Source organism: Methylobacterium sp. V23 (assembly GCF_002917135.1).
Taxonomy (GTDB): Bacteria; Pseudomonadota; Alphaproteobacteria; order Rhizobiales; family Beijerinckiaceae; genus Methylobacterium.
On record NZ_PDHT01000011.1, the window covers coordinates 81401 to 104867 of the forward strand.

The window sequence follows — 23467 nt, forward strand, 5'->3', positions numbered from 1 at the left end:
CAGACCGGTGATCCCTGTCTTGACGTTTGTCGTATCGGGCTAACCGGTTCCCGCTGATCCCGGACAACCGCTAGAGCCCGAGGAGCGCCGGCAGGTCCGCCGCCGAGTCGAGGATGACGTCGGCCAGGGGGGCGATCGCGTCCCGGGCTGCGGGGCCCAGCGGGCCGCTCAGCACCGCGATCGCGATCGCCCCGGCGGCGCGGGCGGCCATGAGGTCGTAGGGCGAATCCCCCACCATGGCGATCCGGTTCGCGGGCCATCCGAGGGAGTCGGCGAAGGCGGTGACCATTCCGGGCTGCGGCTTGGCGCCATGACCGGAATCATAGCCCACCACGAAGGCGCAGTGCGACGCGAGGCCGAGGGCGGCGCATTGAGCCCGCGCCGAGGCCTCGGCGTCGTTGGTGGCGATCCCGAGGGCGAAGCCGCCGGCGACGAGGCATGCGGCGAGGTCCGACGGTGACCCGATCGGCGTGAGCGCCGCGAGGCCGGCCGCGCGGAACAGCGCGTCCATCTCGGCGTAGAGCGCTGGGCCGGCGGGCCGGTCCAGGACCTCGGCCCAGAGGGGGCCGTAGCCGGCCGAGGAGCCGGCGATGAGCGGCGAGGTCGGCGCGAAGCGCTGGCCGACCTCGTCGTAGTGGCTCACCCGCATGAGGGCCTCGAGCCGCGACCGGTCGCCCCCCGACAGCGCGGACATCACCGAATAGGCGGCCGGTCCCCAGGTCCGGTCGAAATCCACCAGCGTCCCGTCCTTGTCGAACAGGATGCCGCGGATCGTCGTCCCCAGGGTCTCAGGCCGCATCGCGGACCTTCTCGACCTCGATCACCACGCCCTGCGGGGTCATGCGCTCGCGCGCCACCATGCGGTCCCCCGGCTCGAAGGCGCCGAGAGGCACGTCGCGGTCGGGCAGCACCACGGTGGTGGTCTTGTTCAGATGGACCAGGACGTGGCGTTTCTGGGCCAGGGACGACACGGCCCAGCGCTTGAGCTGGCCGTAATAGGGTTCGCGCCGCCAGGCATTCGGCTGGCCCGGATCCACCTGCACGTTCATGTGCCGCGAGACCGGGTCGAGGCTCAGCACCATCTTGGCGCGTTCGGGCTTCCATTCCGGGCCGAGCCAGGCTTCGGTCATCCAGAGGCAGTGGAAGGCACGGCAATGATCGGGCCGGGTCGCGTGGATGGCGCAGCCCCGCCCCTGCTTGGTGTGCCGGCACCATTGCCCGGCAACGGACTCCACCGCCGGCACGTCGTAGACCTTGCAGCAGAGGGTGCAGGTTCCGCAGACGCGGCCGGGGGCGGGGTGGGCCACGATGGTTGCGGGGTCGAGCATGGGTTCGGGTCCGGTTGCGACGACGCGCGGGTTTCTACGGCGGGCGCCCCTCGTTACAGTCTCGCACCCATGTCGGCCATCAGCCAACCGTCAGGCAAAAATATGCTCTCGAACCTCGCGACCCGCGACGTCGAAACCCTGATCCATCCCTACACCAACCTGGAGACCTTTCGCGAGACGGGTCCGCTCGTCATCGAGCGTGGCCACGGGGTCTGGGTCTACGACAGCGACGGCCGACCCTATCTCGAGGGCATGGCCGGGCTGTGGTGCACGGCGCTCGGCTATTCCAACGAGGAACTGGTGGAGGCGGCCAGCGAGCAGATGTCGCGCCTGCCCTTCACGCACCTGTTTTCGGGGCGCAGTCACGACCCGGCGATCGAGCTGGCCGAGACCCTGAAGGAGCTCATGCCGGTGCCGACCTCGAAGATCTTCTTCACCTCGTCGGGGTCCGAGGCCAACGACACCCAGGTCAAGCTGACCTGGTACATGAACAATGCGCTCGGCCGACCGCGCAAGAAGAAGATCCTCTCGCACATCAAGGGCTACCACGGCGTCACGGTGGCCACCGCCTCGATGACCGGCCTGCCCGCCAACCACGCCGACTGGGACCTGCCGCTGCCGGGATTCCTGCATGTGGGCTGCCCGCACCATTACCGCTTCGGGCAGGAGGGGGAGAGCGAGGAGGCCTTCACCACCCGCCTCACCGCCGAGCTGGAGGCGGTGATCCTCCGCGAGGGCCCCGAGACCGTCGCAGCCTTCGTGGCCGAGCCGGTGCTCGGTGCCGGCGGTGCCATCCTCCCGCCCGCGGGCTACTACGCCAAGATCCAGGCCGTGCTCGACCGGCACGACGTGCGCTTCATCGCCGACGAGGTGATCTGCGGATTCGGGCGGCTCGGCACCTGGTTCGGATCCGAGGCGATGGGTATGCGGCCCCACAGCCTCTCCTTCGCCAAGGCACTGACCTCAGGCTACCTCCCGCTCGGCGGCATCTCCGTCGACGAGCCGCTCTACCGCCTGATGGTGCAGCAGAGCGCTAAGCTCGGGACCTTCGGGCACGGCACCACCTATTCGGGGCACCCCGTCGCCTGCGCCGTCGCCCTCAAGACCATCGCGATCTACAAGCGCGACCGCATCGTCGAGGGGGTCGCCGAGAAAGCGCCGCAGTTCCAGGCGCGCCTGGCGGCCCTCGGCGATCATCCCCTCGTGGGTGAGGCGCGCGGGATCGGACTCATCGGCGGCATCGAGCTCGTGGCCGACAAGGCGTCCCGGCGGCAATACGAGCCGAAGGCCGGTGTGGCGGCTCGGGTGGTCGCCTTCGCCCAGGCCGAGGGGCTGATCGTGCGTTTCCTCGCCGGGGACCGCGTCGCGGTTTGCCCGCCCCTGGTGATCGCACCGTCCGAGATCGACACCCTGTTCGATCGCCTGACGCGCGCCCTTGACCGGACTGCGGCCTGGATCGCCGAGCAGAAGCTCGAGGCCGCGCCGCTCCGCGAAGCGTGACCATCGAGACGGCACTGCGAAGGTATTCTTCGCAGTGCATGATGTCTTTTGCGCCGCAAAACTGTCGCTGCTTAAGTGTTCCGGAGGTCGGTAAGCGTCTTGATTTGCGCTTTGGTCGAGGGATCGTGAGCGCCTTAAGCTTTCATTCAGGTCGGCCGCGGCTGTATGGTCTTTACGTCGCTCGACAGGCGTCCGGGTCAAACCATTGGGTGCCCGCGAGACGTTCATGGCTCAGGATTCAGCACGAGACCCTGACCGAAGCTGTCGAGCACAACAGGACACTGGTGATATGCATCCGCGCCAACAGATTTCAGGCACCGCTCGACGCTCCGATCGCTCGACCATCATCGTCGATCATCAGGCCGAGACGTTCCGGCCCGTCGCGCTTCCGGCCCTGGCGGCGGCCGTGCAGGCCGTGTCCACGGCGCAGAAGTCGGCCCGGACGGGGCTCCTGAGCGGCACACGCTCGGCGCGCTTCGAGCACGAGGACACGCCCCTCTCCTGACCGACCGGGGTGGGTTGCGTCGCCGGGCGCGAATCCACCGCAGCGGTCTTCCCTCCTCGACGCCGCGGGCCTATCCGTCACCGCGCCTGCGGCACGCTCCTCGCTTTCGTCATCCTTTGTGGCGAGAGGGACGCACCGCGCCCGTCGCGCGACCGAGGAGCCTGACCATGCTGATCCTGCCGAGCCGCCGGCAGTTCCTGACCGGGCTCGGGGCGAGTGCGGGTGTCGTCGGGTCGACGGGCGTCTACGCCTTCGGCATCGAGCCGCTCTACCGGCTCGTCGTCACGCCCTACGCGCCTGTCCTTCCGAACTGGACCCCCGGCTTGTCCCTGCGCGTGGCCGTGCTGGCCGACTTCCATGTCGGCGAGCCGTTCATGCCCCTCGACCGGATCGCCGAGATCGTCGACACCACCAATGCGCTGAAGCCCGATCTCATCCTGATGCTGGGGGACTACCCGGCCGGACCGAACGTCACCCACCGGAAGGTCCCGCTGACGGACTTCGCCCAGGTGGTGTCGGGGCTCCGCGCCCCCCTCGGCGTCTACTCGATCCTCGGCAACCATGATTGGTGGGACGACAAGCAGGCGCAGGCGCGCCGCGACGGACCCGTGGAAGCGCAGCGGGCCCTGGAGGGGGTCGGGATTCCCGTCATGGAGAACGACGCCCTGCGTCTCGTGAAGGACGGCAAGCCGTTCTGGATCGCGGGCGTCGGCGACCAGATCCCGTTCCTCGTGGACGATGACGCGGGTGGGCGCGACGACTTGCCGGGTACGCTCGCGAAGGTGACCGATTCCGCGCCCGTGCTCCTGATGATCCACGAGCCGGACCTGTTCCTCGACGTGCCGGACCGCGTATCCCTGACCCTCGCGGGCCATACCCATGGCGGCCAGGTTCGCCTGTTCGGCTACTCGCCGGCCATTGCGGCGATCCACGGCAACAACGATTTCGCCTACGGCCACGTGGTCCGGAAAGGCCGCCAGATGATCGTCTCGGGCGGGTTCGGCGTCAGCCGCATCCCGGTGCGCCTGGGGGTACCGCCGGAGATCGTCCTGCTGAACCTCGGCGGCGCGTCCGATCCGGCGGGCAAGACCGTCCAGGGAACCGGGCACGCCCAGGGCTGAAGGGTCCTCGGCCGCAACCCGGCGCGGGCTTGACCCGCACCGGTGCCCTGCGGGCCTACTTCTTGCCGGCTTTCGGCGCGGCCACCACCGTCCCCTTGGTCGAGGGCGCCGCCGCGATCGTCTTCGTCACCGGCTTCTTGGGCTTCTTCGCCTCGCGACTTCCACGCTTCTGTTCAGTCGCCATGACCTGTCTCCTCCCGGTTGTGGGTGCGGGATCATGGCACCGTTCCGGGAATAGGCCACCGGAATGTTTCGCGACGCCGGCCCGGTCGGACACCGGGCCGGTCCCCACCCTCAGAGCGGGATGTTGTCGTGCTTCTTCCAGGGCTGCTCCATCTCCTTGGTGCGCAGCATGCTGAGGGCGCGGGCGATGCGCTTGCGGGTCGAGTGCGGCATGATCACCTCGTCGATGTAGCCCCGCTCGGCGGCCACGAACGGCGAGAGGAAGCGGTCCTCGTACTCGCTGGTGCGCTCGGCGATCTTCTGCGCATCGCCGATCTCGCTGCGGAAGATGATCTCCACGGCGCCCTTGGCCCCCATCACGGCGATCTGCGCGGTCGGCCAGGCGTAGTTGAGGTCGGCACCCACGTGCTTGGACGCCATCACGTCGTAGGCCCCGCCGAAGGCCTTGCGGGTGATGATGGTCACCAGGGGCACGGTGGCCTGGGAGTAGGCGAAGAGCAGCTTGGCGCCGTGCTTGATCAGGCCGCCGTATTCCTGCGCGGTGCCCGGCAGGAAGCCCGGCACGTCCACGAAGGTGACGATCGGGATCGAGAACGCGTCGCAGAAGCGCACGAAGCGGGCCGCCTTGCGGGAGGCGTCCGAATCGAGCACGCCGGCCAGAACCATCGGCTGGTTGGCCACGAAGCCGACGGTCCGGCCTTCGATGCGTCCGAAGCCCGTCATGATGTTGCGGGCGTAGGTCGCCTGGATCTCGAAGACGTCGCCCTCGTCGGCCACGCGCCGGATCAGCTCGCCCATGTCGTAGGGCTTGTTCGGGTTGTCCGGGATCAGCGTGTCGAGGCTCAGGTCGAGGCGCAGCGGATCGTCGAAGCTCTCGATCTCCGGCACGCCGTCGATGTTGTTGGCGGGCAGGAAGTCGACCAGGCGGCGGACCTGCAGCAGGGCCTCGACGTCGTTCTCGAACGAGCCGTCGGCGATGGAGGACTTGGTCGTGTGCACCTTGGCACCGCCGAGTTCTTCCGCGGTCACGACTTCGTTGGTGACCGTCTTCACCACGTCGGGGCCAGTCACGAACATGTAGCTCGTGTCGCGCACCATGAAGATGAAGTCGGTCATGGCCGGCGAATAGACGTCGCCGCCCGCACAGGGGCCCATGATGACCGAGATCTGCGGGATGACGCCCGACGCGGCGACGTTGCGGCGGAAGACCTCGCCGTAACCGCCGAGCGCCGCGACACCCTCCTGGATACGGGCGCCGCCGGCATCGAAGATGCCGATGATCGGCGCGCGCATCTTCAGCGCCATGTCCTGGACCTTGACGATCTTGGCCGCGTGCGCCTCGGACAGGGAGCCGCCGAACACCGTGAAGTCCTTGGAGAACAGGAAGACGGTGCGGCCGTTGATGGTGCCCCAGCCCGTGACCACGCCGTCGCCGGGGATCTTCTGCTTCTCCATGCCGAAATCGGTGGAGCGGTGCTGCACGAACATGTCGAACTCCTCGAACGACCCGTGGTCGAGGAGGAGCTCGATGCGCTCGCGCGCGGTCAGCTTGCCGCGCTTGTGCTGGGCCACGACGCGGTTCTCGCCGCCGCCGAGGCGGGCCTGGGCGCGCCGCTCTTCCAGCTTCTCGAGAATGTCCTTCATGCGCGCCCAGCCCTGGTTGGAGAGATCCCGTCGCGTTCCGCACGAACCTTGGCGGTCGCGATTTGAACCGGCCTTAGCACGCGGCGCTTTCCGCGAAAATCGATTTAACGGCTCAATTGTGCCAACTGGGCCGCGGCCTCGAACTCGGCTTGCCGAACGGCGTGGCGCGCCTCGGCTTCCGCGTCACGGCCCCAGACGCTCGCCTGATACGCCTCGTCGACATGGGCCGCCGTCCAGGCGTCGGTCGGACCGACCTGACCCCGCAACACCGCGAGGGCGAGGACGAGCGATCCGCTCAGGGTGGTCAGCGTGTGGAGGGCGGCCAGCCGGAAAGGACCTTCGGTCTCTTCGATCGCCCGGCGCAGGGCCGCCACGGTGGTGTCCGGCTGGGTGACGTGCATCACGCCCTCGCCCAGGATGAAGCGCGCGCCGAGATCCCGGTGCGCCCAGTCGAGGATCGGGTCCCAGGCCTCGGCCTGGGCGCGCACGAGGCGCTCGGGATCGCCGGCGCGATACGCCAGCAGGTCGGTGCCCGCGTAGGCCGAGAGGTCGTCGATGACCGCCTCGCGGCGCGGCGCGACCCCGTCGATGGCGGTGTTGCCGAGCCGCGTCAGGGGCATGGTGGCGGGGTCGATGACCGCGACCTGCGCCGCCCACTCGGCGGCCACGGCCTCCGCGAGGGCGCGCGTCGGCAGGGCGAGGGGATTGCGCGCCGGCGTGTTCGCCGGGCGTCCGTCGAGGGTCAGCCGGAAGCCGTCGCCATGCGGGGCGAGGCCGGCCTCCGCGTAGAACCGCTGGGGCAAGGCGGGCTTGCCCGGGCCGCGCGCCGCGCGGGTCGGATCGGGCTGGGCGGGGGGCTCGGGCGCACCGAGCCAATCGGGTTTGGAAGCGTCGCTCATGGTCCTGCAGATAGGGCATCGCGGCGCGGGCTGCGAGACGCCTCGCCTCTCCGCTTCCGTCTCGCGTCTTGCGCCTTGGGTCTCGCGCCCGGTCAGGCCCGAATCGCCGCCCCGGCCTGCGGATCGCCGGAGAAGAGGGCCCCGAGATCCTCTGCGGTGTCGACGACGATGGAGGCGCCGGCACCGAACAGCGCACCGACGGGATGGTAGCCCCAGGCCACGCCCACGGCAGCGGCCCCGGCATTGATCGCCATCGTCATGTCGTAGGTGGTGTCGCCGATCATCACGGTGGCGTCCGGCGCGATGCCGGTCTCCGCCATCGCCTGGAGCAGCATGGCCGGATCGGGCTTGGAGGGCGCGTCGTCGGCGCTCTGGGTCGTGGCGAACCAGCCCCCCCAGCCGTGGGTCTCGATCAGGCGATCGACCCCGCGCCGCGCCTTGCCGGTGGCGATCCCGAGTTGCACGTCGTCGCGCGCATGCAGGCGCGTGAGCAGCGCTTCCATGCCGGGAAACAGCGGCTCCTCGAAGCTCGGGTCGAGGCGCAGGATGTTGAAGGCGCGCTTGTAGCTCTCGGACAGGCCCTCGATCGGGCCGTCGTCCCCGACCAGGCGGCGGAAGGCCTGCGGCAGCGACAGGCCGACCACCGAGAGCGATTCCATCCGGCTCGGCGCCGTCAGGCCATGCTCGGCGAAGGCCACGCCCTGCGCGGCCACGATGAGGTGCTGGCTGTCGACGAGGGTTCCGTCGACGTCGAAGACGATGAGCTTCACGGGTTCGGACTCGTGCTGTGAGCGGCCTTCCTCACGGCTGTCGGGTGCTCTGGGGCTGACCGTTTCGGGGGCGATCATAGCCGAGCTTGCACCGGACGAGGAACCGACGCCGGGCCCCGCCGCGCAGACCGCGCGTGTGCGAGATGCGGTTGCAGGCTGCATAGGATCGCCGCCGGGGCCGGCCGACCTGCGCCGCGCCACGGCCACCGGCCGTCCCCACGGCCTGGCTGGCGCCCGCTGGCCGCGAGCCCTGTCCCTGCGCGCCCGACCCTTGAGGCTGGGCGCCCGACCCCTGGCCCTGCGCGCCCGACCCTTGGGGCTGGGCGGCGGCCGCCGAGGGCGGCTGCGGTCCCGAACTCGGCGGCGTCGCCTGCGGCGGGGGCGATGCCGGCGCCTGGACCGACGGAGGCGCCTTGGTCTGGGCGGGCGGCGTGGCCTGTGCGGTCGCGGCGGTGCTGAGCGTGCTGCCAGCGCCGATCGCCGTGAGTGCCAGGAGGGCGAAGCCGATCGCCGGCGTCAGGATCGTGTCTCGATGCATCGTGGCGCGACGGTCCTTGGCCGGTGGCAACGCGCCCGCCGGGATGGATCAGGAGGATAAGGTATGGCGGGCGCTTGCCAAGGTGCAACCGTGGCCGCCCTCCCCCTCGTCCTCTGGCGAGGTGCCGCACCTCCCGGAGGTGGGCGCGGGCCTCAGGCTTCCGGCGCCTCCACGATGGGATCGTAGCGGGACGCGTCGAACCCGAGCAGGTTCCAGCTCTGCGCCATATGCGGCGGAAGCGGGGCCGTGACGTCCACGGGCTGGCCCGTGCGCGGGTGCGGGATCACGATTCTGCGGGCGAGCAGGTGCAACCGGTTCTGAATGCCGCCGGGCAGCTCCCAGTTCTCGATGCTGAAGTATTTCGGGTCGCCCACGATGGGGTGCCCGATATGGGCGGCGTGGGCGCGCAACTGGTGGGTGCGCCCGGTCACCGGCTTCAGGGAGAGCCAGGACAGCTTCTGCGCCGCGTTGTCGACCATGGCGTAATACGTCAGGGCGTGGGCGGCGCCCTCGTCGCCGTGCTTGGCGACCCGCATGCGCGCATCCGCGTCCGTGGGCTCCTCCTTGGCGAGGTAGGTCGAGATCCGGCCCTGCGCCACCCGCGGCACGCCGGCGGTCAGGGCCCAGTAGACCTTGCGGGCCGAGCGCGACCGGAAGCTCTTGGCCAGCGTCGCGGCGGCCAGCCGCGTCTTGGCCACGATGAGGCAGCCCGCCGTGTCCTTGTCGAGGCGGTGTACGAGGCGCGGCTTCTGGCCGTCCTTGCCCGTCAGTGCCTCCAGGAGACCGTCCACGTGGCGCACGGTGCCGGAGCCGCCCTGCACCGCGAGGCCGAAGGGCTTGTTCAGGATCATCATCTCGGCATCCTCGTAGAGGATGAGCGAGCGGATGAAGTCGGCGTCGGTGGCGTCCTTCGCGGCCGAGCGGGGGCGCTCGCCCTGGGCCTCGAGCTTGAGCGGCGGCACGCGCACGCTCATGCCCGGCTCGAGCCGATCGTTGGGCTTGGCACGCTTGCCGTCGACCCGGAGTTCGCCCTTGCGCACGATGCTCTGGACGCGGGTGAAGGGAAGCTGGGGAAAACGCGTGGTGAGGAAGCGGTCGATCCGCATCCCGGCCTCGTCCTCCTCCACCGTGAGGGTCTGGACGCCGGAGGCCAGGGTGGCGGAGGCGGCCGCGCGCTGCTCGCGCCGGGTCGGTCCCTCCGGCACCGGCGTGGTCGCGCGCGAGGCCGCGCCCGGGCGACGCGCCGGCGCGCCACCGGCCGGTGCCGGCCGCTCGGCGCGGGTGCGCGGCGCACACCGGGGGGCTTCGTCGGGTTTCTCGAAGTGGTCCTGCGCGAAGCCGTTACGTTCAAAGCCGTCAGGGGACCCGGTCTCGCGGTCCCGGGCCTCCTGACCGGGGCGCCAGGGCGCATGCTTGGCCGCGCCATCTCCGCGGGCCTGCGCTGCCCGCTGGGCGGCATCGAGGGCGCTGGTGCGCGGCCCCGTGCGCTCGCGGTCCGGCCGCTTGAAGGCGCCCGGCTTGCCGGGCCGGCCGGGGCGGCCGGGAGCAGCGCCGCGTCCGGTGCCGGCGCCCGGGCCGGTACCTTTGCCGGCGCCCGGGCCTTTGCCGGCTCCCTTGCGCCCGGAGCCGCCGCGTGAAGGTGGTCGTGTGGTCATGGCGTGCTCGTAACACCCGACGGCGCCACCACAAAGGGCGCACGGCGCGTGTCGCCCGTTCGCGCCGATGTTTCGGGCCTTCCCGGCGGCGTCAGGCTGCGCGTCGCGCCGCTTCGAGGGTCAGCCCGGTGCCCACGGAGCCGAAGGTGTCGCCATCGACCACCCGGGCGTTCGGGACGCCGGCGGTCAGGGCGGCGCGGACATGCGGCAGGCCGGTGGAGCCCCCGGTGAGGAACAGGGCATCGATCCGGTCGGCCGTCAGGCCGGCCTGCGCGAGGCACCTTTCGATCCGCTCGGCGATCCGTCGCGCGAGCGCGTCCGTCTGGACCATGAGGCCCTGCCGGTCGATCTCGGCCTCGAGGCCCGCCTCGACCCAGTCCAGGTCGATCCGGCCCTGGCCGGCTTCCGAGGTGGCGATCTTGGCGCCTTCCACCTCCATCGCCAGGGAATGCCCGCGCTCGGCTTCGACGACGGTGTGCAGCCGCGCCAGCAGGTCGGGACGCTGCGCATCGCGGCGAACCTCCTCGATCTCGCGCAGGGTCTTGGCATTGTAGAGCCGGTTGATGCTCGACCAGGTGGCGAGGTCGTGGAAATAGCCCGTGGGGACATCGATATCGCCCCGCGTCATCGGGCTGCCGAGGCCGAGCAGCGGCATCACCGTGCCGAGGCTCAGCCGGCGGTCGAAGTCGGTCCCGCCGATGCGCACCCCATCGTTGGCCAGGATATCGCCGCTGCGATCGGGCCGCGCATGACGCTCCGGCGAGAGGCGCACGATGGAGAAGTCCGACGTGCCACCGCCGATATCCGCGATGAGGGCGATCTCCTCCGCGCGGACCTGCTGCTCGTAATCGAGGGCGGCCGCGATCGGCTCGAACTGGAACGAGACGTGGCGGAAGCCGATGCCGGTGGCGATCGCGCGAAGGGCGTCCTCGGCGCGGGCATCGCCCTCCGGATCGCCGTCGACGAAGTGAACCGGCCGGCCGTGGACGACCGTGTCGAGGGCGCGGCCCGCCTCAGCCTCCGCCCGCGTCTTCACGGCTGCGAGGTAGCGCGCGATGACGTCGCGGAACTTGATGCGCTCGCGCCCGACCGGGGTCGTCTCCTCCAGGAGGGACGAGCCCAGCACCGACTTGAGGCTCCGCATCAACCGGCCCGGCGTGCCCTCGAGGTACTCGGCCATGGCGGCGCGACCGACGAAGGGCGCCTGCCCCGGTGGGAAGAAGATCGCGCTGGGGATCGTGACGTGGCGCCCCTCCAGGGGCACGAGCTGCGGGCGCTGTCCGGTGACGAGGCCAAGGGTGGTGTTCGAGGTGCCGAAATCGAGGCCGCAGGCCGCCATGAGGATCTCCGGACATCAGGTCCGCTGGGGTAAGGGGCCGTCGGCCTACAGGCTGACCCGCTTCCGGTCCACCATCCTGCACGCGCGGAGCCCCGGGCCGGGGCGGATCGCGGCGCGCTGCAACGGTTGGACCGCGCGACTTTTCGACCGCCCGACTCTTGGACCGCCCGACTTTTCGACCCCCGCGAGATCGCCACGCGTTCGGGCAGCCGGCAGCGGCGGTGCGGATCCTCAGACCGCCCCCTCGCCGAGATACCGGAGCCGCAGGTGATCCATGAAGTCTTGCGCGCCGAGGGGTTTGCCGGTGGCGGCGATGAGCAGGTCATCGGTCTCGAGCAGGGACCCGCGGGCGTGGACGGCGTCGCGCAGCCAACCGCGCAGGGCCGTGAAATCGCCGCGGGTCAGATCGGCCGGGACGCTCGGCACCTGTTCCCGCGCCGCGCGGAACAGCTGCGCCGCCGCCATCGCGCCGAGGGTGTAGGTCGGGAAGTAGCCGAAGCTTCCGCTCGGCCAGTGGATGTCCTGGAGGCAGCCCTGCCGGTCGTCGGGGACGGTGAGGCCGAGGAGATCGTGAAGGCCGTCGTTGAAGGCGCCGGGCAGGTCGGAGACGGCGAGATCGCCCGCGATCATCGCGGTCTCGAGGGCGTAGCGCAGGAGGATGTGGGCCGGATAGGTGACCTCGTCCGCATCCACCCGGATGAAGCCCGGCGCCACCCGCGTGTAGCACCGGTACAGGTTCCGGGCGCTCCAGGCGGGGCCTTCCCGGCCGAAGGCCTCCGCCAGGATCGGCGCGAGATAGGCGCAGAACGCCTCCGAGCGGCAGGCCTGCATCTCCACCAGCAGAGACTGGCTCTCATGCAGGGTCATGCCGCGGGCGGTCCCCACCGGCTGGTGATGCCACGCGGCGGGCAGGCCCTGTTCGTAGAGGGCGTGGCCGGTCTCGTGCAGCACGCCCATCAGGGCGCTGGTGGCATCGGCGTCATCGTAGCGGGTGGTGATCCGCACATCGTCCGTGGCGCCGCCGCAGAAGGGGTGAAGGCTGACATCGAGCCTGCCCCGCTCGAAATCGAAGCCGACGGCGCGCATCAGCCGTTCGCCGACCGCCTTCTGACCCGCCACTGGAAATGGGCCGGTCAGCGGCAGCGGGGCCGGCTCCCGCGCCTGGCGCGCGTGGGCCGCCGCGATCAGGTCCGGCAACGCGGCGCGCAGCTGGGCGAACAGCGGGTCGATCGTCCCGCGGCGCATCCCGGGATCGTAGCCGTCGAGGAGGGCATCGTACGGATCGAGGCCGAGGGCGGAGCCCTTCGCCACGCCGACCTCCCGCTGCAGGCGCAGGGTCTCGCCCAGTGCCGGCGCCAGCATCGCGAAATCGGCGCGCGCCCGCGCCTCGCGCCAGATCATGCCCGAGTGCGAGGACGCCTTCGAGCTCGCGGCGACGAGATCGGCCGGGACCGCGGCGGCGTGGAGATAGGCCCGGCGCATCTCACGCAGGTTCGCCCGTTCCCACGGCCCGAGGCTCGCGGCGTCGTCGAGGGACCGGGCGATCAGGTCGCCGGTCTCGGCGGCCGTCAGGATCTCGTGGCCGATGACCGCGAGGTGTGCGAGCTGCTCGGCCCGCATCTCGGCCGCACCGGCGGGCATCAGCGTCTGGCGGTCCCAGTGGAGAAGCCCTGCGGCGTCACCGAGGGCGCCGAGGCGCGCGAAGCGGGCGGAGAGGATCGCGTAGGCCTGCATGCTGGCTCGAAGGGTCCTGTCGGATCGCGGCGCGGGCACGACACGGTGCCGGCCGGCCGCGGGAAAACGGGTCTGGGGCGTCACGCGCCGGACGGCCCGCGGCGCGAATCCCACCATGGCGGCCCTCAGGTTGCAAGGCCGGCGCGCGCGATCGCCTCGTCCCGAGGCCCGACCGGCGCTGGGCAGCGCACACCCCGCAAGACTTGGTCCTCGCAAGACTTGTCTCTCGCGAGATTTGCTTTCTTGCGCGCCGGTGCAGATTCGCCGCGGGTCGAAGCAGTTAAGACGATGTTAGCGGAATCGATCCAGTCTGAGCGATATGGATACCTTGCCCTTTCCGCAGAGCCACGACTCCGCTGTGTTCGACTTCAGCGAATTCCCGCTGGCGCCGAACGGCGCGGTCCCCGGGGCGACCTTGGTCACGCTGCCGGCGAATCTGGACGCAACCACCACCGGGTCGCAGCCCAATCCCCTCCTCCGCAAGCTCCTTCCCTGGATCGGCGCGCAGGTCGCCGCGGCCATCGGCCTCGGCACCTGTCTGGCGCAGGCGATGCCGCCCGTCGCCGCGACGCCGCTCCTGACCAACGAGGCGGCCTTCGCCCTGCGCCTGGGCGAGGCGGCGGAGTTCACCGGACCGGTCCCGAGCGCCATCCGCGACGGCTTTCATCTCCGCCTCGGCGCGGACGACTAGGCTCCCGCCGGCGCGCGCGGTTCGCGGACCTTCGGCGGGCAGGACGGGAGGGTCAGGCCTCGTCGGTGCGTCGCTGCCGGCGCAAGGCCTCCCAATGGGCCAGCCGCTCGGTGTAGCGCTGCTCCATGCCGCGATCCGTGGGCGCGTAGAAACGCTGGCGCCCGAGCTTTTCCGGCCAGTAATCCTGGCCCGAGAAGGCGTCGGGCTCGTCGTGATCGTAGCGATAGCCCTCGCCATAGCCGATCTTCCGCATCAGCTTCGTCGAGCCGTTGAGGATGGTGCGGGGCGGCGGCAGCGAGCCGTGTTCCTTCGCGATCCGCGTCGCGGCCTTGTAGGCGTTGTAGACCGCGTTCGATTTCGGGGCGCAGGCGAGGTAGACCGTCACCTGGGCGAGCGCCAGTTCCCCCTCCGGCGAGCCGAGGAAGTCGAAGGCGTCCTTGGCGGCGGTCGCCACCACCAGGGCCTGCGGGTCGGCCAGCCCGATATCCTCCACCGCCATGCGCACGAGGCGGCGGGCGATGAACAGGCGGTCCTCGCCGCCATCGAGCATCCGGCAGAGATAGTAGAGCGCCGCGTCCGGGTCGGAGCCGCGCACCGTCTTATGCAGGGCGCTGATGAGGTTGTAGTGCCCCTCCTGCGACTTGTCGTAGATCGGCGCCCGCCGCTGGATGATCGCCTGCAGCTGTTCGGCATCGAAGATCTCGCCGGGCTTGGCCGAGCGCCAGACCTCCTCGGCCAGGGTCAGCGCGGCGCGCCCGTCCCCGTCGGCCATGCGGACCAGAACGCCCCGCGCCTCCGCGTCGAGGGGAAGCGGTTGCCCGGTCAGGGCCTCCGCCCGCAGCAGCAGCTTGGCGATGGCCGCGTCGTCGAGCGCGCGGAACAGGAGGACGCGGGCGCGCGACAGGAGTGCGGCGTTCAGCTCGAAGGAGGGGTTCTCCGTGGTGGCGCCGACCAGCGTCACCGTGCCGTCCTCCATCACGGGCAGGAAGGCGTCGAGCTGCGCCCGGTTGAACCGGTGGATCTCGTCGACGAAGAGCAGGGTGCCCCGCCCCATGGCCCGGCGCCCGCGCGCTGCGTCGAACACCTTCCGCAGTTCGGCGATGCCCGAGAAGATCGCCGAGATCTGCTCGAAATGCAGGTCGGTCTCGTGCGCCAGCAGCCGCGCCACGGTGGTCTTGCCGGTGCCCGGGGGGCCCCAGAACACCAGCGAGCCGAAGGAGCGGGCGTTGAGGAGCCGGGTCAGGGCCCCGTCGGGCCCGGTCAGGTGCTCCTGCCCGACGACCTCCGCCAGGGTTTTCGGACGCAGGGCATCGGCGAGGGGGCGGGGGGCGGCGTTTGCCAAGCCGGCCGAGGCGAACAGATCGGACATCGGCGCATCAAAGACGCGGGTATCCGTCGCCCGCAACCGGAAAAATCACGGCCTCCCCTGTCGACTAGGCTGTCGGCTAGGCCTTCAGCCCCCGAACATCGAGGTCATGACCTCGCCGCCGCGGTTGATCGAGACCTCCCACATGTTGAGGCTGTTGCGGGTGATCCGCTCGAGGTCCTTCGTGGTGGCGACGGGCATGCCGTTGATGGCCACGATCATGTCACCCTTCTGCAGGCCGGCCCGCGCGGCGATCGAGCCCTCGTCGACGCTGGCGACGGCGACGCCGTCCGCGGGGAAATCGGCCTGCAGCTCCTCCGCCACGGCGGGTGACGTGTTCATCAGGGTGGCGCCCAGGAAGGGCGAGCGGGTCCGCACCTTGAGGGTCTCGCGCGGACGCGTCTCCGGCGCGGGGCTGAGCTTCACCGAGACGGTGGAGCGCCCGGTGCCGCGCAGGATGCCGAACTGGGTCTGGCCGCTGAGCCCCTTCAGGGCGAAGCGGTAGCCGAAGGCTTCCGGGTCGTCGACGCTCTTGCCGTCCACCGTGAGGATGAGGTCGCCGCGCTTGAGGCCGGCCTCCTCCGCCGGGCTCTTGGCCTGGAGGCTGGCCACCAGCACGCCGGTGGGATGATCGAGGCCCATGCTCTCGGCGATATCGGGCGTCACGCTCTGCACGCGCGCGCCGAGCCAGGGGCGCCGCACGGCGGTGGCGCCACCCTTGGCGGTTTCCACCACGGCGCGGACCATGCTGGCGGGAATGGCGAAGCCGATGCCGTGGCTGCCGCCCGATTGCGAGTAGATCGCGGTGTTGATCCCGACCAGCTGGCCCTGGAGGTTGACCAGAGCACCACCGGAATTGCCCGGATTGATGGCCGCATCGGTCTGGATGAAGAACTGATAGTCGGAGGAGCCGACCTGCGTGCGCGCCAGCGCCGAGACGATGCCCTGCGTCACCGTCTGGCCGACCCCGAACGGGTTGCCGATCGCCATCACGAAGTCGCCGACCTCGAGGGACTCGGAATCGCCGAAGGCCATCGGGATCAGCCCGCCGGACGGGCTCTTGATCTTGACCACGGCGAGATCGGTGCGGGGGTCGCGCAGCACGATGGTGGCCTCGAACTCGCGCCGGTCGGCGAGCGCGATGCGCACCTCGTTCATGTTCTCGATGACGTGGTTGTTGGTGATGACGAGGCCGGATTCATCGACGATCACCCCGGAGCCGAGGGACTTCTGGGCGCGTTCGCCCGGCGCGCCGCCGCGCCCGCGGCCCCCGCCATTGTCGCCGAAGAAGCGCCGCATGAACTCGTCCATGGCGCTGCGGCTCTGGCCCCGCGTGTCCACGTGCGAGGCGTAGACGTTCACCACGGAGGGGGCGGCCCGCTTCACCACGGGAGCGAAGGAGAGCTGCACCTGGCCCTTGGCGAGGGGGACGACCTTGTCGGGCGTGCCTGGCTCGGGGACCGCCGGCGACTTCATCATCTGCGCCGTGGCAGGCACGGCGGCGAGCGTCGCGGTCAGCAGCGGGACGAGCAGAAGGAGGGTGCGCGGCATGAGGGACGTGCGCGGCATGGAAACTCCCGGAACGAGGGCGCGGCGCCCTGCCCCGGTCTGGGACGGCGCCGCGACGGATTCCGGGATATCTAGACGGGTCGGGCCGCCGGCGCGAGGGGCGCCGGCGCCGGATGTGTCAGCGCCGGCCGATCGTGCCGGTGAACCGGCTGGCGCGCCTGGCGAGGGCCGCGAAGCAGCTGAGCGACGCGTCGGCCGCGCGCTGCATCTCGCTGACCTGGAGGCGGATGGCATCAGCCGGATTCTTGGCCCCCGAGAGGGCCTGCCAGTGGGCCAGAGCCGCGGCGCCCTCGCCGCGCAGGTAGCTGAGCACGGTGGTGTTCACCTCACCGAGTTCGCCCATCACCCCGGAGATCCGCACCCCGGAGATCCGCCCCTCGGAGATCCGTGGCGACAGGGCGCGTTCGGCGCTCGTGCCGAACGAAGCCGGGGAGCCTTCGCGGGTGGACATCGCCGCCGGCAGGGGCTCGGCCATGGTCGCGGGCAGGGTCTGAACGACGGTTTCGACGGCGTCGGTCGCGGCCTCGAGCGTTTCCCGCACGCCCGCGGCCGGTCCCGCCGTCTCCTCCGGGACCACGGTGAGATCCGCGACGCGGTCCGGGGTCTCGGTCGCGGCCGGAGCGGACGCGGTCACGACGGGGGATGGCTCGCCATCGCTGTCGCTCGCCGTCGCCAGCGCGCCCGGGGACACACCTTCGAGGAGCGCGTCATGGACGTTCCGCCCGTGTTCCGATCCCGGGGATTCCGTCTGCGAGAAGTCCTGTCCCGAGAAGTCCTGTCCCGAGGATTCCTGTCCCGAGGATTCCGGTCCCGATGACTCCTTCGGATCACCAACCGCGACAGCCTGTGCGATGTCGGTGTTCATCGGCCCATCTTCCTGGCTGGCCGCGGTCTGCGGCAGCGTTCCGGCTCGGTCCTGAGCTTTGGAGGGCGTTCTGCGCCGTCTGGCCATGGCTTTGTGTCTCCTTGCCGCTTCGGGGGACGAACGACGTCAGGGGAAGAATAGCCCGAATCGGCGGGATGTCTGCGGGGCGCCGCGCACACGGCCGGCGCCCCGCGATGCGGACGGTGACGTCCGCGGGTTCCCGTAATGCGGACGGCGACGTCCGCGGATTCCCGCGATGCGGACGGTGACGTCCGCGAATCCCAACAATGCGGACGGCGACGTCCGCGGGTCGCGAGTCCGAGGCCGGGCTCAGGCCGAGGGGCGAAGGGTGTTCTGGGCCACGGCGCCCAGATCCTTGGCCTGCGCCTGCAGGTTGGCGATCTGGCTGCGGATGAATTCGGCCTGCAACGCCATCGCCTCGCGGACGTCGCGGGTCCGGACCAGCTTCTGCGCGAAGTCGAACGTCGCGGCGGCGTTCTCCTGAACCTGGTCGAGACCCTTCGCGACGACGGTCTGCAAGGATTCCTGCACCGACTTCGACGTGGTCTGCATCTGCTCGGCCGTCTTGACGGCCGTTCCGATGAAGCTGCTCACGGCCGTACGGGCCTGATCGACGCCCTTCTCGGCGAAAGCGCGCATCTCGGCGGGGATCTCGAAGGTCTGACCGTTCATCTGGCTTCTCTCCACTGTGCATCGACTCATTCAATGCAGTGCGAGAGACTTATGTTGCGGTGCAACATCTGCGTCAAGATCACGGATCTCGAAAGTTGCAGAATTTTGCCAAGTTTCGGCGCCGTCTTCAAGCCGCCGGGGCGATGGCCCGCGCGTGCTCCGGCGCGACGGCCCGCGTCGCGAGGATGCGCTCGTAGACCGCGATCAGCGCATCGCTGTGAGCCCCGAGCGTCATCGGGCTCGCCCAGTAGCGGGCATGCGCGGCGGCGCCGAGACGGGCCGTAAGGGCGTCGTCGTGGAGCGTGGCGGCAGCCCGCGCCCAGGCCTCAGGCTCCGGAGAAACGGAATAACCGTTCACCCCATCGAGGACTTTCTCGGAAGCGCCGGAGCGGTTCGAGGCCAGGACCGGGATGCCGTGGGCCAGGGATTCGTAGACCGTCAGCGGCCCGGTCTCGTACCAGCGTGACGGCGCAGCGATCGCCCGGGCCCGGCGGCGCAGCAGCGCCCAGACCGCCTCCGGTGTCTGCCAGCCGACGAGTTCGACCCCGGGGCGCCCACAAAGTTCGTTCTCCAGGGGACCGGTGCCGACGAACAGGGCCGGAAGCCCGGCGGCCTGGGCGGCGTCCGCGACGAGGTCGACGCCCTTCTCGCGGGTCAGGCGGCCGACATAGGCCAGGGCATCGCCCCGGGCCGGATCGGCCGGCCCCTGCTTCGTGACGCCCACCGGGTTGTCGACCCGGTGATGGGTGACCGAAAGGCCCTCTAGGAGCGCCCCCATGCGCGCCACGCTCGCGTCGCAGACATGAATGACGTCGAGACGCCGGCGCTTCAGGGCGGCGCGCAGGGAGACCGAGCGTCCGACGCGGACCAGCTTGTGGAGCCGGCTCCGGCCGTCGCAGGGCGCTGCGATGCAGGCGGCCGAGAGCGGCTTCAGCGCGCAGGGTTCTGCCTGATCGAAGCGATAATAGACGCCGTTCGGGCAGGCGAGAAAGTAGTCGTGCAGGGTCGTGACGACGGGCAGGTTGCGCGCGAACAGGGCCGGGAAGACGCTCGGCGACAGGCTGCGCGTCCATTGATGGAGATGGATCAGGTCCGGCCGCACCGGCAACGCGTCGAGGGCGGCTCCGAGACGGGCCGCGGCCTCCGCGTCCCAGAGCCCGGTGAGCGCGGCGCGATGCGTCGGACGCTGCCAGATGTCGGTGTTGCCCAGGCCGATTCGACGGATGCGGGGATGCGCCAGCAGGGCATCCACCGGACCGTCGATGGCCTGGATGTAGGTCACGTCGAGTCCGGCCTCGGCGAGGCCGCGTGCCGATTCGACGGCCACCTTCTCGGCGCCGCCGCTCGCCACCGCGAACTCCGCCAACACGACGATCTGCATGTGAGGTCCGAGACTGTGTCGATGCCCGAGGAATTCGAAGCGGTTCGTCCGACGACCACCGCAAGAGATCGGATTTACCGGCGATCAACGTACGTTCGGTAAAGATCGGCGAAGACCTCGTCGTTGGCCGGGACTGTCCACCATGCACCTCGTCCTCGTCGTGGACCATGCCTTCATCAATGGCGGACAGGCCAAGGTGGCCCTGGATTCCGCGCTCGGCCTGCGCGCGCGGGGCCACAGCGTCACGGTGTTCGCCGCGGTCGGTCCCGCCGATCCGCGTTTGGAGGCGGCCGGAATCCGGGTGATCTGCCTCGGTCAGGACGATATCGGCACGACGACGAACAAGCTCGCCTTCGCCGCCCAGGCGATCTGGAACCGTCCGGCCGCCCGGCGCCTGGCCACGGCGTTGCAGGGCCTCGACCCGCGCGACACCGTCGTCCACGTCCATGCCTTCGCCAAGGCGCTCTCGCCCTCGATCGGGCGCAGCCTCGCGGCGTCCGGTCTGGCGCTGCTCTACACGATGCACGAGTTCTTCCTCGTCTGCCCGAATGGCGGCTTCTACGAGTATCCGGCCGCCCGGATCTGCCACCGCACGCCGATGTCCCTGGGCTGCCTGAGCACGAACTGCGATGCCCGCAGCTACCCGCGCAAGCTGCTGCGGGTGGTGCGCCACCTCGGCCTCGAGCATGTGGCCGGCCTCAAGGCGTTGTTCCCGCACATCGTCACGCTCAGCGCCCTGCAGGAACGGGTGGTCGCCCCGCATCTTCCCAGCGCGACCCGCTTCCACCGGGTCGACAACCCCATCGCGGTGGACAAGGCCCCTCTCCGCTCGGGGCCGCCGGGCGAATTCCTGTTCGTCGGGCGCATCTCCACCGAGAAGGGCGCGCCGATCTTCGCCGAGGCGGCCCGCCGCGCCGGAATCCGGCCGGTCTTCGTCGGGGACGGGCCGGCCCGCGCCGATCTCTCGGCCCGGTATCCGGAGGCGGCGATGCTGGGCTGGCGCGACGAGGCCGGCGTCCAGGCCCTGATGCGACGGGCCCGAGCCCTGATCTTTCCCAGCGTCTGGTACGAGGGCCAGCCCCTCACGGTGTACGAGGCCCTGGCCTGCGGCGCGCCCGTGATCGTCAGCGATGCCTGCGCCGGCCGGGAAGCGGTGGAGGATGGCGAGACCGGCTTCTGGTTCCGCTCGGGTGACCCGGATTCCCTCGCCGCGCACCTCGTCCGGCTCTCCGACGATGCGCTCGCCGAGCGCATGAGCCGGGCGGCATACGAACGCTACTGGGCCTCACCCCTGACGTCGGATGCGCATCTCGACCGCCTGATGCAGGTCTACGACTTCGTCCTGCGGGAGGCCCGGACGGCGCCCGCCCGCCCCGACCGGGCCACGACCCGGACGCAGATCCCGGCAGCCCCCTGAGGGAGGATCCCGGCGCGTCCATGGAAACCGGACGCGCCCGCGGCGTTGTCCCGGACGATGTGCCGACGCAGGCGCGGACCTACGAACCGAAGGAGTGCCCAGGATGGCCGATCACCAGAAGACGCCGGAGACCGACATCATCTCCACCACGGGTCAGGCAGCCCCGAAAGGATCCGACAGGAACCGTCCCGAGAATCAGAAGGGCGAACTCGACGAGCGCCTCGATGAGGCCCTGGAGGAGACCTTCCCGTCGAGCGACCCCGTGTCGGTCAAGATCACGAAGTAGCGCGACCTCGACGACACCCTGTTTGAATACCAGACCGCCGGGGCGATCGGATCGCCCCGGCGGTCCCGCGTCATCGGCCTCGCAACGCGGTGCCGGTCCTCGCGGCTCAGGCGGCTTCGAGCAGGCGGCGCGCGATGACCTGGGCCTGGATCTCGGCGGCCCCCTCGAAGATCGACAGGATGCGCGCGTCGCAGAGCACGCGGCTCACCGCGTATTCCAGCGCGAAGCCGTTACCACCATGAATCTGCAGGGCATTGTCGGCCGCCGCCCAGGCGACACGGGCGCCCAAGAGCTTGGCCATGCCGGCCTCGAGGTCGCAGCGCTTGCCCTCGTCCTTCTCCCGAGCCGAGAAGTAGGTCAGCTGCCGGGCGATGTTGATCTCCACCGCCATCATGGCGATCTTGTCGGCCACGCGGGGGAAGTTGATCAGGGCCTTGCCGAACTGCACCCGCTCCTCGGCGTAGCGCAGGCCGAGGTCGAGGGCGTTCTGCGCCACGCCGATGGCGCGGGCTGCCGTCTGGATACGCGCCGATTCGAAGGTCTGCATCAGCTGGGCGAAGCCCTTGCCCTCGACCTCGCCGAGCAGGTTGGCAGCCGGGACCTCGAAATTGTCGAAGGCGAGCTCGTATTCCTTCATGCCGCGGTAGCCGAGCACGTGGATCTCGCCGCCGGACAGCCCCTGGACCGGGAACGGCTCGGCATCGGTGCCGCGCGGCTTCTCGGCGATGAGGAGCGACAGGCCCTTGTGGCCCTTCTCCTCCGGCTTGGTGCGCACGAGGCAGGTCATGATGTCGGCGCGCACCGGGTGTGTGATCCAGGTCTTGTTGCCCGAAATCTTCCAGACATCGCCGTCCCTGACGGCCTTGGTGCGCAGGCTCGCGAGATCGGAGCCGGTGTTCGGCTCGGTGAACACGGCGGTGGGCAGGGTGTCGCCTGAAGCGATGCCGGGCAGGAAGCGGTGCTTCTGCTCCTCGGTGCCGCCGCACAGGATCAGCTCGGCGGCGATCTCCGACCGAGTTCCGAGGGAACCGACACCGATATAGGCGCGCGACAATTCCTCGGAGACCACGCACATCGAGATCTTCGGCAGGCCCATGCCGCCGTACTCCTCGGGAATCGTCAGGCCGAAGACGCCGAGCTCGGCCATCTTGGTGACGATCTCCATCGGTATGTAGGCGTTCTGGCTGTGCCACTCGTGAGCATGTGGCACGACCTCGGCAAGGCCGAAGCGGCGCATTTCGGAGCGGATCGCTTCCATGTCCTCGTCGAGGCCGGACTTGCCGATGGTGGCCGCGCCGCCATTGTCGCGGATGCGGGCCACGAGGGCAGCGCGGTTCTCGGGGGTGTTGCCTTCGGCGATCAGGGTCTCCACCGCCTCGGTACGGAACTTGGCGACCTCGCGCGCGCCCAGGCCCAGGGAGCCGGTGGGTCGCACCATCTCGCCCTGGCTCATCGGGATACCGGAGAACATCTGATCGAGGTACTCGCCGAGGCCGATCCGGACCAAGAGGCTCTCGGTCTCGCCGAACTCCCCGCTCTCCGTGAGGCGCTGGGCGTAGGCCCCGAGCTCACGCACGCCCTCGGCGTAGGTTGCGATCCAGGCGAGGCCATGCGTGGCGTGCTGCTGCATCTCCATCTTCTCGGCCGAGATCTTGCCCTCGTCCGACAGGATCGTGGCGCGCACGCGCCGCGTGGCCTCGGCGACAAGACCCTTCGCGGCCTCGGCCGCATCACGGGCCATGGTCACGAGATCCTGCGGTTCGGTCGAGACGACGGGGGAGGCTGACATGGTAAGCTCGCTGGCAAAGGAATGGGGCTTTGCAGTTCATTATAGGCAGGTTTGCTGCGCCTGTAGAGGCGTCTCGCCGCACTGCGGCACTATCCCGCCTGAATGCATTATGCGCCAAGCTGAAAAGCCGTGATTTCTCTTTGCTATTCGAGCGATGATGAATTTTATTGAGATGTTTCTCAAAGAAAAAGTTG

22 protein-coding genes are annotated in these 23467 nt (G+C 70.1%); 6 read left to right on the forward strand and 16 right to left on the reverse strand.

Annotated elements, in window-relative coordinates; all coding sequences use genetic code 11:
* Positions 1–70: 70 nt before the first annotated feature.
* Positions 71–799 (reverse strand): HAD-IA family hydrolase, encoded by a 729-nt coding sequence (locus CRT23_RS12485; protein ID WP_103709959.1) that lies wholly within the window; start codon positions 797–799, stop codon positions 71–73.
* On the reverse strand, positions 789–1328 hold the full coding sequence (locus CRT23_RS12490) for a hypothetical protein (RefSeq protein WP_103709960.1): 540 nt from the start codon (positions 1326–1328) through the stop codon (positions 789–791). Before CRT23_RS12490 ends, CRT23_RS12485 begins: the two co-directional genes overlap by 11 nt.
* Before the next feature lie 102 nt (positions 1329–1430).
* On the opposite strand from CRT23_RS12490, the gene CRT23_RS12495 reads away from it, so the two are divergent.
* The 3 genes from CRT23_RS12495 to CRT23_RS12505 all read left to right on the forward strand — a co-directional run bounded on the left by CRT23_RS12495 (position 1431) and on the right by CRT23_RS12505 (position 4454).
* Complete coding sequence (locus tag CRT23_RS12495) at positions 1431–2828, forward strand: aminotransferase (RefSeq protein WP_103709961.1); 1398 nt, start codon at positions 1431–1433, stop codon at positions 2826–2828.
* A 289-nt stretch (positions 2829–3117) separates the two neighbouring features.
* Positions 3118–3333, forward strand: a complete 216-nt coding sequence (locus CRT23_RS12500; protein WP_103709962.1) for a hypothetical protein — start codon at positions 3118–3120, stop codon at positions 3331–3333.
* 167 nt (positions 3334–3500) lie between these two features.
* Positions 3501–4454 carry a metallophosphoesterase gene (locus CRT23_RS12505; RefSeq protein WP_103709963.1) on the forward strand — a complete coding sequence of 318 codons (954 nt, stop codon included), beginning with the start codon at positions 3501–3503 and terminating at the stop codon, positions 4452–4454.
* A 55-nt stretch (positions 4455–4509) separates the two neighbouring features.
* Here CRT23_RS12505 and CRT23_RS29600 read toward each other — a convergent pair whose 3' ends face one another.
* The 8 genes from CRT23_RS29600 to CRT23_RS12545 form a co-directional block, all read right to left on the reverse strand.
* Entirely contained in the window at positions 4510–4638 is a 129-nt protein-coding gene (locus tag CRT23_RS29600; RefSeq protein WP_277996193.1) for a hypothetical protein, read from the reverse strand.
* A 110-nt stretch (positions 4639–4748) separates the two neighbouring features.
* A complete protein-coding gene (locus CRT23_RS12515) occupies positions 4749–6281 on the reverse strand; it encodes an acyl-CoA carboxylase subunit beta (protein WP_055950365.1) in 1533 nt (510 codons plus the stop codon).
* 104 nt (positions 6282–6385) lie between these two features.
* Positions 6386–7180: an ATP12 family protein gene (locus CRT23_RS12520; RefSeq protein ID WP_103709965.1), complete on the reverse strand. Its 795-nt coding sequence runs from the start codon at positions 7178–7180 to the stop codon at positions 6386–6388.
* Between the two features lie 92 nt (positions 7181–7272).
* On the reverse strand, positions 7273–7950 hold the full coding sequence (locus CRT23_RS12525; RefSeq protein WP_245436169.1) for an HAD-IA family hydrolase: 678 nt from the start codon (positions 7948–7950) through the stop codon (positions 7273–7275).
* 31 nt (positions 7951–7981) lie between these two features.
* Positions 7982–8488, reverse strand: a complete 507-nt coding sequence (locus CRT23_RS12530; RefSeq protein WP_103709967.1) for a hypothetical protein — start codon at positions 8486–8488, stop codon at positions 7982–7984.
* Positions 8489–8640: 152 nt separating this feature from the next.
* Positions 8641–10143: an RluA family pseudouridine synthase gene (locus tag CRT23_RS12535; protein ID WP_103709968.1), complete on the reverse strand. Its 1503-nt coding sequence runs from the start codon at positions 10141–10143 to the stop codon at positions 8641–8643.
* Positions 10144–10234: 91 nt separating this feature from the next.
* A complete protein-coding gene (locus CRT23_RS12540) occupies positions 10235–11482 on the reverse strand; it encodes an Hsp70 family protein (RefSeq protein ID WP_055950348.1) in 1248 nt (415 codons plus the stop codon).
* Positions 11483–11713: 231 nt separating this feature from the next.
* On the reverse strand, positions 11714–13216 hold the full coding sequence (locus CRT23_RS12545; protein ID WP_103709969.1) for a carboxypeptidase M32: 1503 nt from the start codon (positions 13214–13216) through the stop codon (positions 11714–11716).
* A gap of 328 nt (positions 13217–13544) precedes the next feature.
* On the opposite strand from CRT23_RS12545, the gene CRT23_RS12550 reads away from it, so the two are divergent.
* Complete coding sequence (locus tag CRT23_RS12550) at positions 13545–13907, forward strand: hypothetical protein (RefSeq protein WP_146056372.1); 363 nt, start codon at positions 13545–13547, stop codon at positions 13905–13907.
* 52 nt (positions 13908–13959) lie between these two features.
* On the opposite strand, the gene CRT23_RS12555 is transcribed toward CRT23_RS12550, so the two are convergent.
* The 5 genes from CRT23_RS12555 to CRT23_RS12575 all read right to left on the reverse strand — a co-directional run bounded on the left by CRT23_RS12555 (position 13960) and on the right by CRT23_RS12575 (position 19781).
* Positions 13960–15276 carry a replication-associated recombination protein A gene (locus tag CRT23_RS12555; protein ID WP_103709971.1) on the reverse strand — a complete coding sequence of 439 codons (1317 nt, stop codon included), beginning with the start codon at positions 15274–15276 and terminating at the stop codon, positions 13960–13962.
* A gap of 84 nt (positions 15277–15360) precedes the next feature.
* Entirely contained in the window at positions 15361–16824 is a 1464-nt protein-coding gene (locus tag CRT23_RS12560) for a Do family serine endopeptidase (RefSeq protein ID WP_103710032.1), read from the reverse strand.
* A gap of 136 nt (positions 16825–16960) precedes the next feature.
* Positions 16961–17707 (reverse strand): hypothetical protein, encoded by a 747-nt coding sequence (locus CRT23_RS12565; RefSeq protein ID WP_103709972.1) that lies wholly within the window; start codon positions 17705–17707, stop codon positions 16961–16963.
* Positions 17708–18037: 330 nt separating this feature from the next.
* Complete coding sequence (locus CRT23_RS12570; RefSeq protein ID WP_103709973.1) at positions 18038–18400, reverse strand: phasin; 363 nt, start codon at positions 18398–18400, stop codon at positions 18038–18040.
* Positions 18401–18527: 127 nt separating this feature from the next.
* On the reverse strand, positions 18528–19781 hold the full coding sequence (locus tag CRT23_RS12575) for a glycosyltransferase (RefSeq protein ID WP_103709974.1): 1254 nt from the start codon (positions 19779–19781) through the stop codon (positions 18528–18530).
* Between the two features lie 142 nt (positions 19782–19923).
* Between CRT23_RS12575 and CRT23_RS12580 the strand changes: the two genes are divergently transcribed.
* Entirely contained in the window at positions 19924–21198 is a 1275-nt protein-coding gene (locus CRT23_RS12580; protein WP_103709975.1) for a glycosyltransferase family 4 protein, read from the forward strand.
* 103 nt (positions 21199–21301) lie between these two features.
* Entirely contained in the window at positions 21302–21484 is a 183-nt protein-coding gene (locus CRT23_RS12585; RefSeq protein ID WP_055950325.1) for a hypothetical protein, read from the forward strand.
* A 106-nt stretch (positions 21485–21590) separates the two neighbouring features.
* On the opposite strand, the gene CRT23_RS12590 is transcribed toward CRT23_RS12585, so the two are convergent.
* Positions 21591–23273: an acyl-CoA dehydrogenase family protein gene (locus CRT23_RS12590; RefSeq protein WP_103709976.1), complete on the reverse strand. Its 1683-nt coding sequence runs from the start codon at positions 23271–23273 to the stop codon at positions 21591–21593.
* Between the last annotated feature and the right edge of the window lie 194 nt (positions 23274–23467).

Coding starts and splice junctions, on each gene's coding strand:
- CRT23_RS12575 (WP_103709974.1), bottom strand. CDS start 19,781: ATGCAGATCGTCGTGTTGGCGGAGTTCGCGGTGGCGAGCGGCGGCGCC.
- CRT23_RS12520 (WP_103709965.1), bottom strand. CDS start 7,180: ATGAGCGACGCTTCCAAACCCGATTGGCTCGGTGCGCCCGAGCCCCCC.
- CRT23_RS12515 (WP_055950365.1), bottom strand. CDS start 6,281: ATGAAGGACATTCTCGAGAAGCTGGAAGAGCGGCGCGCCCAGGCCCGC.
- CRT23_RS12570 (WP_103709973.1), bottom strand. CDS start 18,400: ATGAACGGTCAGACCTTCGAGATCCCCGCCGAGATGCGCGCTTTCGCC.
- CRT23_RS12495 (WP_103709961.1), top strand. CDS start 1,431: ATGCTCTCGAACCTCGCGACCCGCGACGTCGAAACCCTGATCCATCCC.
- CRT23_RS12485 (WP_103709959.1), bottom strand. CDS start 799: ATGCGGCCTGAGACCCTGGGGACGACGATCCGCGGCATCCTGTTCGAC.
- CRT23_RS12585 (WP_055950325.1), top strand. CDS start 21,302: ATGGCCGATCACCAGAAGACGCCGGAGACCGACATCATCTCCACCACG.
- CRT23_RS12545 (WP_103709969.1), bottom strand. CDS start 13,216: ATGCAGGCCTACGCGATCCTCTCCGCCCGCTTCGCGCGCCTCGGCGCC.
- CRT23_RS12530 (WP_103709967.1), bottom strand. CDS start 8,488: ATGCATCGAGACACGATCCTGACGCCGGCGATCGGCTTCGCCCTCCTG.
- CRT23_RS12505 (WP_103709963.1), top strand. CDS start 3,501: ATGCTGATCCTGCCGAGCCGCCGGCAGTTCCTGACCGGGCTCGGGGCG.
- CRT23_RS12580 (WP_103709975.1), top strand. CDS start 19,924: ATGCACCTCGTCCTCGTCGTGGACCATGCCTTCATCAATGGCGGACAG.
- CRT23_RS12535 (WP_103709968.1), bottom strand. CDS start 10,143: ATGACCACACGACCACCTTCACGCGGCGGCTCCGGGCGCAAGGGAGCC.
- CRT23_RS12555 (WP_103709971.1), bottom strand. CDS start 15,276: ATGTCCGATCTGTTCGCCTCGGCCGGCTTGGCAAACGCCGCCCCCCGC.
- CRT23_RS12490 (WP_103709960.1), bottom strand. CDS start 1,328: ATGCTCGACCCCGCAACCATCGTGGCCCACCCCGCCCCCGGCCGCGTC.
- CRT23_RS12540 (WP_055950348.1), bottom strand. CDS start 11,482: ATGGCGGCCTGCGGCCTCGATTTCGGCACCTCGAACACCACCCTTGGC.
- CRT23_RS12560 (WP_103710032.1), bottom strand. CDS start 16,824: ATGCCGCGCACCCTCCTTCTGCTCGTCCCGCTGCTGACCGCGACGCTC.
- CRT23_RS12500 (WP_103709962.1), top strand. CDS start 3,118: ATGCATCCGCGCCAACAGATTTCAGGCACCGCTCGACGCTCCGATCGC.
- CRT23_RS29600 (WP_277996193.1), bottom strand. CDS start 4,638: ATGGCGACTGAACAGAAGCGTGGAAGTCGCGAGGCGAAGAAGCCCAAG.
- CRT23_RS12590 (WP_103709976.1), bottom strand. CDS start 23,273: ATGTCAGCCTCCCCCGTCGTCTCGACCGAACCGCAGGATCTCGTGACC.
- CRT23_RS12565 (WP_103709972.1), bottom strand. CDS start 17,707: ATGAACACCGACATCGCACAGGCTGTCGCGGTTGGTGATCCGAAGGAG.